The sequence below is a fragment of the Sphaerisporangium sp. NPDC005288 genome (genome assembly GCF_040607475.1).
In the GTDB taxonomy this organism is placed as follows: Bacteria; Actinomycetota; Actinomycetes; order Streptosporangiales; family Streptosporangiaceae; genus Sphaerisporangium; species Sphaerisporangium rhizosphaerae.
Genome location: NZ_JBEXGT010000014.1, coordinates 112,206 through 127,597, shown reverse-complemented (window position 1 = coordinate 127,597; position 15,392 = coordinate 112,206). Strand labels below are relative to the sequence as shown.

Here is a 15,392-nt window from a genome sequence, read left to right as displayed (position 1 = left end):
CCGGCCCGGCGAGGTGACCCTGTCGTCCGGGGAATCCCGGCCGACCGCATGATCCGCCGCCCCAGGAGGCCCGACCTGGCGAGGTGGCCCTGCTGTTCCAGAAGGGCCGGCCCGCGATGAGGGCGGTCAGCCGCCGCTCTTGCGGCGGAACGAACGCTTGCCCGCGGCCGGGCCGTGGGTGCCATGGATCTTGGAGCCGTCCTTGCCGCGACCGCCGCCGTTCGAGTCGGCCTGGGTGCGGCGCTTGCGATCGAGGGCCTCGCGGAACTTCCGCTTCAGCTCGTCGTCGGGGGTCTCAGGGCCGGGGACGTCCGCCGCTGAAGCCTCGGTACCGGCGGTGTCCGGGTTGCCAGGGGTGTCTGGGGTGTCGGCGCTCCGCGCGTCGGTCGCGGGCGTTCCGGCGGCCCGGGTCTCGGTCGCCGGCTCGGGCGCGTCGGCAGTCATGCGGACCTCCTGGTGGTTGACGGGCGATCACTCGGCCTCGCGGCGACTCGCGCGTGACGGCCCGCCGGGGCTGCGGCGCCTGCGCCCCGCCCGTCGTCCACGTCACACCCGATCCGGCGAAGCACGCGCCCATCATCTCACGGGCGGTCCGGACGATCTCTCCCGGCATGCCGCGCCGCCCGGGGTCGCTCCCCGCCGCCGGAGGTCAGTCCCACCAGAAGGACCAGGTGTGCCGGCCGCGGAGCTGCTCGGCGTAGTCCTGGAGGGTGCCCGCGCCCTGGATGATGGCGTCCGGGCAGAACGCCCAGTGCTCGGCGGCGACGTGGACGGCGTGGTGCGCGGTGGTGGGCGGCGCCGCCACGCTGAGCTCCAGCGTGTTGAACCCCATGCACACCAGCCGCACGCCGAAGCGGTCCTCCCAGCTTCGCACCACGGCGGCGAGCGGGACGTTCCACTCGTTGTGGTGCAGCGCGCCCTGCCATCCCATGACGGCCAGGGCGTCGGCCCCGCGGTCGACCGCTGCCAGGCCCACGGGCATGCCCTGCTCGGCCAGCGTGGCGGCGTACCAGTCGGCCACCGCGCCGGGGTCGGGCCTCGTCCCGCCAGGTTCCACGAGCTCCGTGGGTTCCGCGGGGCCCGGGCAGAGGGGGCCGAAAGGGTCGAGGATCTCGATCTGGTCCTCCGACGCCCGCTGGACCCAGTCGGCCCACACCTCTTCCATGAAGGCGCCGACGTTGTAGTTGTCGATCTCCGCGGCGGCGTCGGGGGCGATCTGCCCGACCGACCACGGCTGCACCGACTCCTCCAGCAGCACCGGCCACAGCCCCGAACGGGGGTGCTCGGCCCGCAGCCGCGCGTACAGGGAGCCGGTCGCGGGCGCCTCGCTCAGCCAGAAGGCCGGACGGCCGCGGACCGCCGAGGGGAAGCGGAGGTAGGTGGGGTCGGGCCACACGACCGACCCGGCGGGCAACTCAACCGAAAGCGTCCGCCCCTCTCCGCCGTCGCCGAACAACGGGCGCACGCCAGGGGGCAACCGCCGACGTTCACGACCGTCCATCTCCACCGTTCCGGTGCCGATCACACCAATAGGATCCCGGGCAGCCGAGATGGTAGTGCGAGGAGGTTCCACCACGCTTCCCGTCGTACCGCACAATCGCCCGTCCTGTCCCGCGCCCCCGGCCACGATCTCTACGGTACGGAGGCTCCGGCAGATCGGCATCCTTCGCTACGGTGGTGATATGACGGATGCGATCGGAAACGTACGGGCGTCGGACGCCGACCGGGAGGCCGTGTCCGAACGTCTGCGCATCGCCGCCGGCGAGGGCCGGATCACTCTGGAAGAGCTGGAAGAACGGCTCGACCGGACCTACGCGGCCAGGACCTACGCCGAGCTGGACGCGCTGATCGAGGACCTGCCGCGCGTGGCGCCCTCCACCGCCGTGATGGCCGCCGCCACCGAGCCGCTGGTGCTGCGCACCGGCTCGGGTTCCATCGCCCAGGCGGGCCAGTGGACGGTCCCCCGGCACATCGTCGCCGAGTGCACCTGGGGCAACATCAAGATCGACTTCACCGCGGCGACCTGCCCGCACCCCGAGGTGCTGCTGAACGTCACCTGCGGGCCGGGCAACATCATCGTCATCGTGCCCCGGGGCTGGGCGGTCATGGTCGAGAACGTGACGACCGGCATGGGCAACGTCGTCAACAAGATCACCTCCGCGGCGGAGCCGGGCCTGCCGGTGCTCCGCGTCAGCGGCCGCGTCGGCATGGGCAACGTCAAGTTCAAACACCCCCGCCGCTGAGCCCACGCCGACCACCGCAGCCCGCCGCACACGGCACCGGATCCGCCGACCTCCTTCCCGCCGACCCGGCGCCGGAAAAGGTCCGACCAAGGCGGCCAGGGCATCACGGCCGGCGACAGGTGAGCGGTCAGCGCACTGGACGCCCCAGTCCTTCATCACACTGGACGCCCGAGTCGTCCGTCCATCAGGGGCCGTATCGGGCGGAGAGCGCCTCATCGCTCGCGCATGCCTTGCCAGCGCATATCGCCATCGCTTGCCAGGTCACGGTCGCTCGCGCAGGTCACCGTCGCTCGCGCAGGTCACCGTCGCTCGCGCATGCCCTCTCGCCAGCGCATATCCACATCGCTTCCGCAGGTCATCACCGCTTGCGCGGGTCATCGTCGCTTGCGGAGGTCCTGGGTGGCCAGATACATAATGCGTTGATATAAGTGTCTTATGGATTTTCCGGTCATGGCGGACGCGCGCCGCTTTCCGGCGACCGAGGTGACGACCGCCCTGGAACGGCTCACCCGCATGGTGTTGCGGCTGACCGCTCGCGGGGAGCTGTCGCTCACCTCGGCCGCGACGCTGGCCACGCTCGAACGTTCGGGCCCCTGCCGCCTGACCGAGCTGGCCGCGCGTGAGGGCGTCACCCAGCCGGCGATGACGCAGCTCGTCTCCCGGTTGCAGGAGGCGGGCCTGGCCGAGCGGGCCGGCGATCCGCGGGACGGACGGGTCGTCCGGGTGCACATCACCGACGCCGGGCGCGCCGCCCTGGCCGCGCGGCGCAAGGTGCGCACCGACGCGCTCGCCCGGCTGCTGACCCACCTCCCGGAGGACGAGCGGAACGCGCTGGTCGCCGCGCTCCCCGCCATCGAGAGCCTGACGCGCCTGATCCCCGACGACCGGTCCGACACCTCCCGCTGACCCGCCGGAGCCGGCCGACCCGCGCCCAGTCCATGGAACCGAGCAACCGCCGAGCGTCGTGGCCGAGGCCCGATGGCCGGCGACGCCTTGAGATGGAGCATTGATGAGTGGTCATCCCGCCGGAGCGAGCGCGAGCCCGTTCAGGCAGCCGAAAGCGGTGTTCGCCGTCGCCTTCGCCTGCGTGGTCTCGTTCATGGGCATCGGGCTGGTCGACCCGATCCTGCCCGCGATCTCCCACGAGCTGAACGCCACGCCCAGCCAGGTCACGCTGCTCTTCACGAGCTACCTGGTGGTCACGGCCGTCGCGATGCTGATCACCGGCTGGGTGTCCAGCCGCATCGGCGCCAAGTTCACGCTGATGGCGGGCCTGGTGCTCATCGTGGTGTTCAGCGCGCTGGCCGGGGCGTCGCCGAGCATCGGGGCGATCGTCGGCTTCCGGGCCGGCTGGGGCATCGGCAACGCGTTGTTCATCGCCACCTCGCTCGCGGTCATCGTCGCCTCGGCCAGCGGCGGCTTCGCGGGCGCGATCATCCTGTACGAGGCCGCGCTCGGCCTCGGCATCGCGGTGGGCCCGCTGCTCGGCGGCCTGCTCGGCCACGTGAGCTGGCGCGGCCCGTTCTACGGGGTGTCGGTGCTGATGGCCGTCGCGCTGATCGCCACCGTCGTGCTGGTGGAGCGGACGCCGCGCCCTCAGCGCAAGACCAGCCTGCTGGACCCGCTGCGCGCGCTGCGGCACCGCGGCCTGCTGACCATGTCGCTGACCGCGCTCTGCTACAACTGGGCGTTCTTCACCGTCCTCGGCTACGCCCCGTTCCCGATGGGACTGGACGCCATCCAGCTCGGCTTCGTCTTCACCGGATGGGGCCTGCTCGTCGCGCTGTTCTCGGTGTTCGGCGCGCCCTGGTTGCAGAGCCGCTTCGGCATCGCCCGGACGCTGTACGCCAACCTCGCCCTGTTCGCGGTGACCGTGCTCGTCATCGCGATCTGGACGACGCATCCACCGGTGCTGGTGACCGCGGTGATCGTGGCCGGGGTCTTCATCGGGATCAACAACACCGTCACCACGCAGGCCGTGATGACCGTCGCCCCCGTCGAGCGCCCGATCGCGTCGGCCGCCTACGGGTTCGTCCGCTTCATCGGCGGCGGCCTCGCGCCGTTCGCGGCGGGCAAACTGGTCGAGCTCACCAACATCCACGTGCCGTTCTTCATCGGGGCGGGGGCGTTGGTGCTCGGCATCGTGATCCTGTCCACCGCGCACGGGCATCTGGTCGAGGCCGAGCGCGTCCAGGCCGAAGGCGGCCAGGCCGCCTCCGAGCCCGCCACCTCCGAGCCCGCCGTCGCCGCGCGCACCGGGGCCGTCCTGGTCACCCTGAACGGCGACACCGAGGGCGACCGCGGCGGCGCGACGGCGAGCGGCGGCGGGGCGCCGATCGTGGCGGCGATCGACGGCTCCCCCGCGGCCGTCAGGGTGACCGAGGCCGCCGCGCGGCTGGCCGCGCTCGCCGGCAGGTCCGTCCACCTGCTGCACGCCCAGGAGGGCGCCGTCACCGGCGAGGGCGCGGCGGAGGGCGAGAGCCTGGAGGCGTCCAGGGCGACCGTGCGGCGGCACCTGGAACTGCTCGCCCGCAGCGACGTCCCCGCCGTCGGGCACGTGCTCCTGGGTGCCTGCGACCACGGCGGCGCCGGGCGGCTGGTCGCCGAGCACGCCAACCAGATCGGCGCGAGCGTCATCGTGGTCGGCGCGCCCACCCACGGCGGCATCGCCGCCCTGATGGACGCCAGCGCCGGCCGCGAGCTGGGCCGGCACGCCCGCTCCCACCTGTTCATCGTCAACCCGGCGCCCGTTCCCGCCGAGGCCGCCGAGCGACACGCGGACAGCGTCGCCTGAACCCTCGGCAGCGGTCGAGCCCGTCGACGTTCCTGCCCTGACGTTCCTGCCCTGACGTTCTCGCCTGACGTTCTGGGCCTGACGTTCTGGCTCTGCCGCTCAGGCGCTCGGCGTGCCGGTGGCGTCAGGCCGGCTGGGGGACGTCGCCGGCCCGCTCGGAGCGGCTGAGCGCCGCGTTCCGGGTCTCGCGCATCGTCAGGTACACCACCAGCGAGACCGCCGCGCAACCGGCGACGTACCAGAAGAAGCCGGACTCCACGCCGGCGTCCTTGAACCACAGCGCCACGTACTCCGCCGTGCCGCCGAACAGGGCGTTGGCGATGGCGTAGGGCAGGGCGACGCCGAGCGCGCGCACATGGGTCGGGAACAGCTCGGCCTTCACGCAGGCGTTGATCGAGGTGTAGCCGGTCACGATGACCAGCGCGGCCAGGGAGAGCAGCAGCGCTTGGCCGACGGTCTCGGCGCCCTGGAGCGCGGTCATGATGGGCACGGTGCCCAGCATCGAGCCGACGCCGAAGCCGATCAGCAGCGGCCGCCGTCCGATGCGGTCGGACAGGGCGCCCGCGAGCGGCTGGAGCAGGCAGAAGATCGACAGGGCGATGAAGCTGACCAGCGTGGCGTCCGACTTGGACAGGCCCACGGTGTTGGACAGGTACTTGGTGAGGTAGGTGGTGTAGGTGTAGTAGGCCACGGTCCCGCCCATGGTCAGCGCCACCACCAGGGCGAACTCCCTCTTGTGCGACAGCAGCCCCTTGATCGTGCCGCGCCGCGCGGGCGTCGCGGTCTCCTCCTCCTCGAACGCCTCGGTCTCCAGCAGGCCGCGCCGGATGTAGAGCACCACGACGGCCCCCACCGCGCCCACGGCGAACGGGACGCGCCAGCCCCAGGAGTGCAGCGTCTGGTCGGTCATGGTGTGCTGGAGCGCCATCAGCAGGCCGAGGCCGATCAGCTGGCCGATGGTCATCGAGACGTACTGGAAGCTGGAGGAGAACCCGCGCCGGCGGGGGTGGGAGGCCTCGGTGAGGTAGGTGGCGCTCGCCGCGTACTCCCCGCCCACCGACAGGCCCTGCAGCAGCCGGGCGAGCAGCAGCACCGCGGCGCCGAAGTAGCCGACCTGCGCGTAGGTCGGGGCGACGGCGATCAGCAGCGCGCTCAGCGACATGAGGGTGACGGTGAGGGTGAGCGCGGCCTTGCGTCCCCTGCGGTCGGCGTACCTGCCGAGCAGCCAGCCCCCGACGGGACGCATGAAGAAGCCGACCGCGAAGATGCCGGCGGTGTTCAGCAACTGCGCCGTTGCGTCGCCCTTGGGGAAGAACGCCGCCGCGAAGTAGGTGGCGAAGCTGGCATAGGCGAACCAGTCGTACCACTCGACCATGTTGCCGATGGAGCCGCCGAGCACGGCCTTCCAGGGGGTGCGGGACACGGGCACCGGGGGCTGTCCGGTCACGGTCACAGGGGGCCTCCTCGTGAGGGACGGCGACGCCTCGCCGCTGCCTCACATACCCAGCGCTCCCTCAGCCCAACAGCCGCGAAGCCCGCTTCTTACCGGAGAACCTGACTTCAGGAGAGGCTCACAGTACGGGAGAGCCGGTCTCCGGATGCCCATCGCGTCTCATGCTCCGCCGGGCGAACCCGGCCACGGCGCGGCTCACCAGCGCGCCCGGCCTTGAGCCCGCCAGGGGGTGCGCGGAGCCGGGCCGGGCGGCCTCGTGGAGGCGCTCGGCCCTGGGCGGCGCGGGCGTGGTCAGAGCAGGCGGCGGATGTCGCCGTAGGCGCGGTAGTAGCCGCCGCGCTCGGAGGAGCGGACGCCCTCGACCAGGTAACGCGCCCCGGCCTCGCGCACGCCCTTCGGGAACTGGACGTTCCACCCCGGGTCGTAGCCAGGGCTCAGGACGCGCACCCGCAGCCGGTCGCCCTCGCGGACGCACTCGACCATGATGCCGCCGTCGGCGTGCGAGACGGAGACGCTCTCCAGGACGGCGGAGGGCCGCACCACGGCCAGGGAGGAGGCGGCCTTGACGTCCACCGGCTCGGGGACGGTGCCGGCCTGGGCCGCCCTGATCGCCTCCTCGCTCGCGTCGACGCAGGCCAGCGTGCCGTTGGTGGTCACGATGTAGAGGCGGTCGTCCAGGAACTGCATCGAGTAGGCCGAGCCGCACCCGGTGGCGAGCTTCCACAGCCGGTTGCCGGACCGGTCGAAGCAGTAGACCGAGGAGTGGTTGTCGCCGGCGAAGACGAACCGCCCGTCGGGGGCGGCGGCGCAGGAGAACACCGCGCCGTCGCAGGTGTAGACCGCCTCGACGGCGCCGTCGCGCTTGCCCAGGCGGTACACCTTGTTGTGGCTGGTTCCAGCGTAGACCGCGCCGTGGTCCTGCCAGCCGAACAGCACCTGTCCGTCGAGGCCGGTGTGCCAGACCGGCGTGCCGTCGGCGGCGTCGTACCGCGCGACGCCGCGCGAGTGGCCGTGGTAGACGGCCTCCTGGTCGCAGCGCACCATCCACGCCGCGCTGCCCTCGCCGGTGCGGGCCCACTGGAACTCGTCCTCGTGGTCGATCGTGGTGATGCGCCCCTCCCGGTCGGAGACGCCGAGCACGCCGTCGTCGATGTCGAGCCAGTAGATGTCGACGTCCTCGGCGATCTCGTAGGCCACCCGCGGCACCTTGCCGCTCAGGTCGTACACCTTGCCGTCGTCGGCGCCGGCGTAGATCCAGAAGTCGTCGGCGACGATGCACTTGACGCCGTCGGGCAGGCGGAAGTGGCCGGTGACCGTGCCGCCGTGGGTGACGGTGTAGACGTCGCCGCTCTGGTTGCCGACCCAGCAGCGGTCCTCGTCGACGAAGATGCCGAACGCGGCGGCGCCGCTGGCGAAGCGCCACAGCACCGGGGCCTGGCTGGCGGTGGAGCGGCCGCTCACCATGGTCCTGCGGGTGACCGCGCGCCGCTGCCGCATCCCGCGCACGGCGGGCGCGTACCCCTTGCGGATCTTCTCGCCGACCTTCCTCGCCGCGGCGGCCTCGGCCTTCTCGGCGCTCGCGAACGCCGAGACCTTGGTCTGGCCCTGCTCGCCGATGCGCCCGTAGGTGATGGTCACCTGGGTGCCCAGGACCGCCACCTCGTAGAACTTGTGGGCGCTTCCGGCGTCCTCGGAGAGCTCCAGGTACGTAGTCTGCGGCGCCATGCCGGCCGTCCCTTCCTTGATCGAATGCGGGGAGCGTACGGGAGCCGTCCGACAAAAAACGCCGAATACCCAAAACCCATGTTTACCTGCGGTGATGCGGGCAAAGCCCACAAAAGGGGGAACGCGCCATCGCACGGGAGGCAGAGCCATGGCGAACGTGTTCGAGTTTCTGGAACGGGATCACCAGGACGTCAAGCGGATGCTGGTCGAGCTGGAGGACATGCCCGTCACAGGCGACGGGGACGAGCGGATGCGGCAGCGCAAGCAGCAGGTGCGCCGGCTCATCATCGAGGAGTCCAAGCACGAGGCGGTCGAGGAGGAGTACTTCTGGCCCGTCGTGCGGCACCTGGTCCCGCACGGCGACGAGCTGGCCGAGCACGCGATCAAGCAGGAACAGCGGGCCAAGTACACCCTCAACGACCTCATCGACTACGAGCCCGGCGAGTCCAGGTACGAGGACATGCTGACGGAGTTCATCGCCGAGGCGCGCGAGCACATCGCCTACGAGGAGGAGCAGGTCTGGCCGGAGCTGCGCCTGGTGATCAGCCCCGACCGCGCCATGGAGCTCGGCACCAAGATGGAGAAGGCGAAGAGGATCGCCCCGACCCGGCCGCACCCGCACACGCCGCCGAACCCGGGGCTGCTCAAGGCCGCGGGGTTGTTCGTGGGCGCCGCCGACCGCATCCGCGACATGGTCGCCGCCCGCGCGCGGCACTGAGCCGCCCCGCGCCCGGCCCCGGGACGCCGCCCGCACCGACGCCCCGGGGCGGGGCCCCGCGCACCACCGCGATCCACGGCGAGACGGCGAACACGTCGCGAAGACCGCCGCCCCATGGTGAAGACGGCGGCCTCCCGGTGGACCGTCGCCTTCCGGTGAAGACGGCCGCCTCCCGGAGGAGACCGTCGCCTTTCGGAGGAGACCGCCGCCGCCCGGTGGAGACGCGGCCCGGGGCCGAAGACCGCCGCCCCGCGTGAGGCGACCGGTTGCCGCGAGTGGGTCGTCCCGCGCGGGGCGTCGTCTCAACCAGCGTCTCGACCGGCGCCTCAGCCGGCGCCTCAGCCGGTCGCGAGCCGGGACAGGAAGCGGGCGGCGACCGGCGCCGCGACCGCCGCGCCGGTGCCCCCGCCCTCGACGATGACCGCGAACGCCAGGTCGTCCCGGTAGCCGATGAACCACGAGTGGGTCGGCGGCATGCGGCCCGACCCGTACTCGGCCGTGCCGGTCTTGCCTGCCGTCCCGCCGGGGAAGTCCACGCCGCTCGCGGTGCCCTCGCTCACCACGGCGGGCATCAGGTCGCGCAGGGCGCGGACGACCGCGGGCTCCAGAACGCGCGGCGCCGACCCGCCCGCGGGCACCAGAGACGGCGGCACGAGCCGGGGCTGGCGCCAGGTCCCGTCGGCGATGGCGGCGGCCACGGCGGCCATGTTCAGCGGGCTGGCCAGCACGCGGCCCTGGCCGATCGCCGCCGAGGCCAGGTCGGTGTCGTCGCGCGGAGCGGGGAAGGCCGCGCGCACGGCCGGCACCCCGGGCGTGATCGGCGCGCCGAATCCGAAGCCGCGCGCCACCTCGGCCAGCCGCGCGCCGCCGAGCCGGTCCACCGCCAGGCTGCCGAAGGTGGTGTTGCACGAGTGGGCGAAGGCGTCCTCCAGCGACAGCCGCCCGAAGTCGTGGAACTCGGCGTTGTGGAAGGCGAACCCGCCGATGGTCCGCTCGGGCGGGCACTCGACGGTGTCGCCGGGGGCCATGCCACCGGCGACCAGCGCGGAAGCGGTCACCACCTTGAACGTCGACCCCGGCGGATAGGCGCCGAGCAACGCGCGGTTGAAGCCGCCCGGCCGGTTGACCGCGGCCAGCACCTCGCCCGTCGAGGGACGCAGCGCCACCAGCGAGGCGGGTTTGCGCACCCCCTCCAGCGCCGCCGCCCCCGCCCGGTGAACCCGCAGGTCGATGGTGGTGCGCAGCGGCGTGCCGGGCGCGGCCCGCCCGGCCGCCACCGTCTCGACGGCCCGGCCGTCCTTGACGATCTCCACGCGGGCCGACGGCCTGCCCTTCAGCCGGGAGCCGTATTCGGCCTTGAGCCCGTCGACAATCTGGAGCACCGAGCCCGGGGCGGTGGGCGTGTCGATGCGGGCGCCGTCGGCGGCGAGGATCGGCGCGGGCTCCGCCGGCACCTGGGTGACCCGGAAACGCGCGCCGGCCGTGAGGTCGCGGTGCAGTGAGGAGGGCGAGAAGGACACCTTCCACGCGCGGTCCCGCTCGACCAGCCGCAGGGTGGCGGTGTACCCGAAGTCGACCGGGCCGCGCAGGTCGGCGCGGAAGTCCACCGTCGTCGCCGTCCCGCCCTCCTTGACCGCGCCGGGCGTGAAGCGGGCGGAGGTGAGCCGTAGGTCGTCGTGGAAGCGGCGGTACCACTGCTCGAAGTCGCCCGGCGGTGCGGCCACCATGGCGCGCATCGCGGCGTAGTCGCTCTTGGACCAGGCGGCCAGGTAGCGGGCGGCGGTGTCCTGGGCCGACCCCTCGGTGCGCAGTGCCCACACCACCCCGCCCGCCACGGCCAGCGGCACCAGCGCCATGGCGGTCACCACTGTCACTCGTCTCATCGTTCCCCCTTCGACTCAGGAGGAGGACAGCAGACGACTGACCGCTATGTCCAATATTGCTATGCACGTCATTTTCATACGGATCTGGATATAGTCGCTGGTGATGGACCTGGTACGGCACCTGCGCTACTTCACCGTCGTCGCCGACGAGCTGCACTTCGGCAACGCGGCGGTGCGGCTCGGCATGGCGCAGCCGCCGCTCAGCCAGCGCATCAAACGCCTGGAGGACGAACTGGGCGTGCGCCTGTTCGACCGCTCCAGCCGCCAGGTCCGGCTCACCGAGGCGGGCCGGCTGCTGCTCGCCGAGGCCCGCGACATCGTCGAGCGGGTGGACGCCATCCCCGCGCTGCTGGCCCGCGCGACCGGCGGCGGCGCCACGCTGCGCGTCGGCGTGCCGCCCGACCTGGGCGGGTCCGCCATCGCGGCCCTGCTCGCCGGCTTCCGCGAGGCCCACCCCGAGGTGCGGCTCGGCCTGATCGAGATGGGCACGGCCGACCAGGTGGGGGCGCTGACCGACGGCGCCCTGGACGGCGGTGTGGTCCGCCACCCGGTGAGCGCCCCGGGGCTGCGGTTCGGGCCCGTGCTGGTCCAGCACCCGGGCGTGCTGCTCGCCGAGGACGACCCGCTGGCCGCGTTCTCCTCGGTCCACCTGGCCGACCTGGCGCCGCGCCACCTGGTGCTGTTCCCCCGCGAGAGCGAGCCGGGACTGCACGAGGAGACGCTGTCGGAGTGCCGCCGCCACGGGTACGTGCCCGGCGAGGTGCACATCGGGCGGCACCCGCAGTTCACGCTGGGGCTGGTCATGTCCGGCACGGCCGTGGCTTTCGGCCCCCGCGCCGAGCAGGCCGGCGTCGCCTGGCGGCCGCTGCTCGGCGCCCCGCTGGCCTGGCGGGTGTCGGTCGCCTGGCAGCGCACGTCGCAGGCGATGGAGGAGTTCGGCGCGGTGGCCCTGCGCGTCCTGCGGGACAATGCCGGGATGGTCCACGAGGGAACCGCGCCGCCCCGCGCGGTCAGGCCGCGCCCGGCGTCCGGCCTGCTCGCATGACCCCCGAGGACCGGGCCCCCGCCGCGCACGACACCGCCGCCGGGCCTTCCCGCCCGGACGGTCGGGCCGCCCGTACGCGGCCTCCCGACCTCGCGTCCGTCTTCCGCGCCGCCGCGGTCACCGGCAGCCTGCACGCGACCGACCTGGACACCGGGGCGCAGGTCGGCGTGGGGGCCGACGACCCGGTCGTGCTCGCGTCGGTGTTCAAGCTCCCCCTGCTGGTCGAGTTCTACCGGCAGGCCGAGGCGGGACTTCTCGACCCGGCGCTGCCGTGCCGCGTCGAGCCCGGCGAGCGCACGGCGGGCGGCACGGGGCTGGCCGCCATGCTCGACGGGGCCACCCTCTCGCTGCGCGACCTGGCGTACCTGATGATCGCGGTGAGCGACAACGCCGCCGCCGACGTCGTGGCCCGGCACGTCGGGCTGGAGGCGGTGAACGCCATGCTCGCCCGGTTCGGACTGCCTGGGACGTTCGTCGAGCACGACTGCCGCGGCATGCTCGCCGCGCTGGAGGCCGACCTCGGACCGCTGGAGGGACCACCGCACCCGCGCGACCTGGCCCGCCTGCGCGTGCTCGACCCCGCCACCACCAACCGCAGCACGCCGCGCGAGATGACCCGGCTGCTCGGCATGGTCTGGCGGGACGAGGCGGCGGGCCCCGAGGCGTGCGCCGCGATCCGCCGCCTGCTCGGCCTGCAGGTGTGGCCGCACCGCCTGGCCTCCGGGTTCCCCTACGACGACGTGGTGGTCAGCGGGAAGACCGGGTCACTGCCGACCCTCCGCAACGAGGTCGGCGTCGTGGAGTACCCCGACGGCGGCCGTTACGCCGTCGCGGTCTTCACCCGCTCCATCGGCACGGCCCAGCACCAACCCCGAGCCGACGCCGCAATCGGCCTAGCCGCCCGCGCCGCCGTCGACCACCTCCGCACCCTCTGACCGCTTCCTCGAACGCGACGGGCTGCCGGTCAACGACTCGGCGCCGCCTTGGCCGGAACACGTAACGCCTCATGGGACCCGTCGTCGGGTCGAACCTGGACCGCCCGTGTCACCCGCCTTCCGACGACGCGGACTTCCCCTTCCACTCGTGCGTGTCCCAGTCGTAGACGAGATACCCGACGCCCTTCGTGGCCGAGGCGGTGGTTCTGAACGGTCTGCCACCGTCGTCAATGGTGACCGTTCCCGACTCCCCGCCGCCCGCCCAGTCGAGCTCGAGCACCCACGAGCAGTCGCAGTCACCGGTCTCCACCCCGACGTCGATGACCTCGGGATCACTGTCGGTGATGCGATAGGGGAAGGAGAGGATCTCCCCCCTTTCGTTCTCCCGCGCCGCCTGGTGATCGCCGGGCTCCGACGTACCGTTCGCGGGCTTCGCGCTGGGCGAACGGCCGTCGTACGCGGGCATAGGAGTGATCCGGTCACCGGTGTCGAGGTCGGCGTACAGATTGCGCTGGGCCTGATCGGAGGTGTTACAGGTCACCTCGGAGACCCCCGCGTACACGGAGCCGGCGGCCGGGCCGGCACGCTTGACCACCCGCACGCGCATGCCCTGAAGAACGGTCGCCTCGGCCGACCGGCCCTGCAGTGTGAGCTCGACATGGGTCAGCCCGTGGTCGACCCCTCGCGTCTCGCGGCGCCAGTCGTCCCACGACCCCTCGTCGAATGGCGGCATATCACGCGGGGCCCGATCGCTGACGACCATGTATTGCCGGGAGCAGTTACCGTACAGCTTGTCAGGGTTGATGCGTTTGACCCAGGTGAACGGCTCCCTGGGCGCAGTGATGCGCGTGATCCCGGACGTCGCCGTGTCACTGACGATCGTCGTGACCGTGCCGGCCAGTGCGGCCGCGAGCAGCGCCGCCAACCATCTCCACTGCTTGACGACCCATCCCTGCCAGCTTTGGGGGCGCGAAGGAGGATGCACACGCGGTTTGGGGCGGCGATCTGCCACGGGAACGCTCCACGCTCGGCGGCGACGCATCTAGAAGTACAGGCCTAGCCGCATGTTGCCACAGTCTGTCCCCATCTGTTTACTAATCGGCTCACCGTTATACGTCCGATCGACGATGGCCAGACCCGCTCCGGGAACGGCGAGTTCCGCCTGCGGCGGGTGGATGCTTCCCTACGGACCAGCCGTCCACTTCCGATGAGGATCATCAGTTCTGCCGGCGGCCCTATTAACAAGATCGTGGCCGCGCGCCATCTGGAGATCTTTCGTCACACCGGCTCTCTTCACACATGACGCGGACCAGCACCAAAGGAGTGTGCTTGAATTCCCACCATGGCCGATGAATACAGAATCGGAACAGAAACCCAAACATGACCGCTCATGACACGTCGCGGTCTATCGAAACCACGGTCCGGAATCGCCGTCGAGATCGAATTGCATTTCAGCATTGGGGAAGAATACGATGACTGTCGAGTCTTTTCCTCGGCCGGAGTCTCCTCGCGTACGGTTCGGCGCCGAGATGCGCCGGCTACGCGAGGCCGCAGAGCTGTCCCAGACTGCCGTGGCCACCCGTCTCGGGTGCACCCAGACGCAGATCAGCCGCCTGGAGGCCGCCACTCGCACCCCATCGAGGTCGGATGCCGAACGACTCGACCTCCTCTTCGGCACCGGCGAGAGCAGGCACTTCACCCGCCTACGTGAACACATCGTCACCCCGGGAGGACCCGTCTGGTTCAGGAACTGGGTAGAGGAGATCGAGCCGAACGCCCAGGTGCTGCGCTCCTGGGACCCACTCCTGATTCCCGGTCTCCTACAGACCCGGGCCTACGCCCGGCACATATTCGAGCTGGAACCCCAGATCACGCCCGAAGAGGTCGACCAGCGCGTCGAAGCACGAATGCAGCGGCAGAGAATCCTCGACGGACAAAACCCGCCCCTGATCCTCGTCCTCATCGACGCAGGAGTGCTCCATCGCCAGGTGGGGGGACCTGGAGTGATGCGCGAACAATTGGAGCGCCTACTGGAGATGAGGACATCGCCCATGGTCTCCGTCCAGGTGGTCGATCCGGGGTGCCTCCCGGGTATGGCGGGACCATTCATGATCGCCGAACTGCCGCACGGGCAGCCGGACGCCGTTCACGCGGACTCCCCTGTTCAGGGACATATCACCAGCGACCCGGAATATGTGACATCCATCCGAAGGCGCTATGAGACGATACGGCTCTGGGCTTACCCTGAGCACATATCTCTCAAAATGATCGAAGAGGCGGAACAATGATGGACCTGAGCGCCACCGCCTGGCGAAAGTCCTCGAAGTCCTCCGGCAATGGCGGGCAGTGTGTGGAAGTGGCCGCCGATCCGGTGGGAGTGGTCGCGGTACGTGACAGCAAGAGCCGGTCGGGGCCCATGATTCTCGTCTCCCACGGAGAGTGGCGAGCCTTCATCGGCGCCGTCAAGACAGGCGATCACGTCATCTGACGTCGCACTTCACCTTCGGACCGACCGTTCAGACCTCGAGCACCAGTTTTCGGGGGTGCGGGGGCGGAGCCCCTGCCGGGGGTCGGGGCGGAGCCCCGGGAAGCACAG

The 15,392-nt window shown here is 71.6% G+C and carries 14 protein-coding genes; 8 read left to right on the top strand and 6 right to left on the bottom strand.

Going from position 1 to position 15,392, the window contains the following annotated elements; genetic code table 11:
* Positions 1-126: 126 nt before the first annotated feature.
* The gene (locus tag ABZU32_RS15805; RefSeq protein WP_354922487.1) at positions 127-444 is read right to left on the bottom strand and encodes a DUF5302 domain-containing protein; all 318 of its coding nucleotides are present in this window, start codon (positions 442-444) and stop codon (positions 127-129) included.
* 205 nt (positions 445-649) lie between these two features.
* Positions 650-1,525 carry a DUF4253 domain-containing protein gene (locus tag ABZU32_RS15800; protein ID WP_354848269.1) on the bottom strand — a complete coding sequence of 292 codons (876 nt, stop codon included), beginning with the start codon at positions 1,523-1,525 and terminating at the stop codon, positions 650-652.
* Between the two features lie 157 nt (positions 1,526-1,682).
* Here ABZU32_RS15800 and ABZU32_RS15795 point away from each other — a divergent pair, with 157 nt between their 5' ends.
* The 3 genes from ABZU32_RS15795 (at position 1,683) to ABZU32_RS15785 (ending at position 5,037) form a co-directional block, all read left to right on the top strand.
* Complete coding sequence (locus tag ABZU32_RS15795; RefSeq protein WP_354922484.1) at positions 1,683-2,243, top strand: DUF1707 domain-containing protein; 561 nt, start codon at positions 1,683-1,685, stop codon at positions 2,241-2,243.
* A 435-nt stretch (positions 2,244-2,678) separates the two neighbouring features.
* A complete protein-coding gene (locus tag ABZU32_RS15790; protein ID WP_354922481.1) occupies positions 2,679-3,149 on the top strand; it encodes a MarR family winged helix-turn-helix transcriptional regulator in 471 nt (156 codons plus the stop codon).
* Positions 3,150-3,252: 103 nt separating this feature from the next.
* Positions 3,253-5,037 carry an MFS transporter gene (locus ABZU32_RS15785; protein ID WP_354922478.1) on the top strand — a complete coding sequence of 595 codons (1,785 nt, stop codon included), beginning with the start codon at positions 3,253-3,255 and terminating at the stop codon, positions 5,035-5,037.
* A 124-nt stretch (positions 5,038-5,161) separates the two neighbouring features.
* Here the strand turns inward: ABZU32_RS15785 and ABZU32_RS15780 are convergent, their stop codons facing one another.
* Positions 5,162-6,490: an MFS transporter gene (locus ABZU32_RS15780; RefSeq protein ID WP_354922475.1), complete on the bottom strand. Its 1,329-nt coding sequence runs from the start codon at positions 6,488-6,490 to the stop codon at positions 5,162-5,164.
* A 291-nt stretch (positions 6,491-6,781) separates the two neighbouring features.
* Positions 6,782-8,215 carry a WGR domain-containing protein gene (locus ABZU32_RS15775; RefSeq protein WP_354922472.1) on the bottom strand — a complete coding sequence of 478 codons (1,434 nt, stop codon included), beginning with the start codon at positions 8,213-8,215 and terminating at the stop codon, positions 6,782-6,784.
* 148 nt (positions 8,216-8,363) lie between these two features.
* Between ABZU32_RS15775 and ABZU32_RS15770 the strand changes: the two genes are divergently transcribed.
* Positions 8,364-8,933: a hemerythrin domain-containing protein gene (locus ABZU32_RS15770; RefSeq protein WP_354848253.1), complete on the top strand. Its 570-nt coding sequence runs from the start codon at positions 8,364-8,366 to the stop codon at positions 8,931-8,933.
* Positions 8,934-9,271: 338 nt separating this feature from the next.
* Here the strand turns inward: ABZU32_RS15770 and ABZU32_RS15765 are convergent, their stop codons facing one another.
* Positions 9,272-10,816 (bottom strand): penicillin-binding transpeptidase domain-containing protein, encoded by a 1,545-nt coding sequence (locus ABZU32_RS15765; RefSeq protein WP_354922469.1) that lies wholly within the window; start codon positions 10,814-10,816, stop codon positions 9,272-9,274.
* 103 nt (positions 10,817-10,919) lie between these two features.
* Here ABZU32_RS15765 and ABZU32_RS15760 point away from each other — a divergent pair, with 103 nt between their 5' ends.
* Complete coding sequence (locus ABZU32_RS15760; protein WP_354922466.1) at positions 10,920-11,861, top strand: LysR substrate-binding domain-containing protein; 942 nt, start codon at positions 10,920-10,922, stop codon at positions 11,859-11,861.
* Positions 11,858-12,796 carry a serine hydrolase gene (locus tag ABZU32_RS15755; RefSeq protein WP_354922463.1) on the top strand — a complete coding sequence of 313 codons (939 nt, stop codon included), beginning with the start codon at positions 11,858-11,860 and terminating at the stop codon, positions 12,794-12,796. The genes ABZU32_RS15760 and ABZU32_RS15755 overlap by 4 nt, the downstream gene beginning before the upstream one ends.
* A 109-nt stretch (positions 12,797-12,905) precedes the next feature.
* Here the strand turns inward: ABZU32_RS15755 and ABZU32_RS15750 are convergent, their stop codons facing one another.
* Entirely contained in the window at positions 12,906-13,721 is an 816-nt protein-coding gene (locus tag ABZU32_RS15750) for a hypothetical protein (RefSeq protein WP_354922461.1), read from the bottom strand.
* A gap of 547 nt (positions 13,722-14,268) precedes the next feature.
* Here ABZU32_RS15750 and ABZU32_RS15745 point away from each other — a divergent pair.
* On the top strand, positions 14,269-15,084 hold the full coding sequence (locus ABZU32_RS15745; protein WP_354922458.1) for a helix-turn-helix transcriptional regulator: 816 nt from the start codon (positions 14,269-14,271) through the stop codon (positions 15,082-15,084).
* Positions 15,084-15,284: a DUF397 domain-containing protein gene (locus ABZU32_RS15740; protein ID WP_354922603.1), complete on the top strand. Its 201-nt coding sequence runs from the start codon at positions 15,084-15,086 to the stop codon at positions 15,282-15,284. Before ABZU32_RS15745 ends, ABZU32_RS15740 begins: the two co-directional genes overlap by 1 nt.
* Positions 15,285-15,392: the final 108 nt, after the last annotated feature.

Excerpts from the sequence above, each read along its gene's own strand:
- ABZU32_RS15805 (WP_354922487.1), bottom strand. The coding sequence starts at position 444 with ATGACTGCCGACGCGCCCGAGCCGGCGACCGAGACCCGGGCCGCCGGA.
- ABZU32_RS15795 (WP_354922484.1), top strand. The coding sequence starts at position 1,683 with ATGACGGATGCGATCGGAAACGTACGGGCGTCGGACGCCGACCGGGAG.
- ABZU32_RS15790 (WP_354922481.1), top strand. The coding sequence starts at position 2,679 with ATGGATTTTCCGGTCATGGCGGACGCGCGCCGCTTTCCGGCGACCGAG.
- ABZU32_RS15785 (WP_354922478.1), top strand. The coding sequence starts at position 3,253 with ATGAGTGGTCATCCCGCCGGAGCGAGCGCGAGCCCGTTCAGGCAGCCG.
- ABZU32_RS15775 (WP_354922472.1), bottom strand. The coding sequence starts at position 8,215 with ATGGCGCCGCAGACTACGTACCTGGAGCTCTCCGAGGACGCCGGAAGC.
- ABZU32_RS15770 (WP_354848253.1), top strand. The coding sequence starts at position 8,364 with ATGGCGAACGTGTTCGAGTTTCTGGAACGGGATCACCAGGACGTCAAG.
- ABZU32_RS15765 (WP_354922469.1), bottom strand. The coding sequence starts at position 10,816 with ATGAGACGAGTGACAGTGGTGACCGCCATGGCGCTGGTGCCGCTGGCC.
- ABZU32_RS15760 (WP_354922466.1), top strand. The coding sequence starts at position 10,920 with ATGGACCTGGTACGGCACCTGCGCTACTTCACCGTCGTCGCCGACGAG.
- ABZU32_RS15755 (WP_354922463.1), top strand. The coding sequence starts at position 11,858 with ATGACCCCCGAGGACCGGGCCCCCGCCGCGCACGACACCGCCGCCGGG.
- ABZU32_RS15745 (WP_354922458.1), top strand. The coding sequence starts at position 14,269 with ATGACTGTCGAGTCTTTTCCTCGGCCGGAGTCTCCTCGCGTACGGTTC.
- ABZU32_RS15740 (WP_354922603.1), top strand. The coding sequence starts at position 15,084 with ATGGACCTGAGCGCCACCGCCTGGCGAAAGTCCTCGAAGTCCTCCGGC.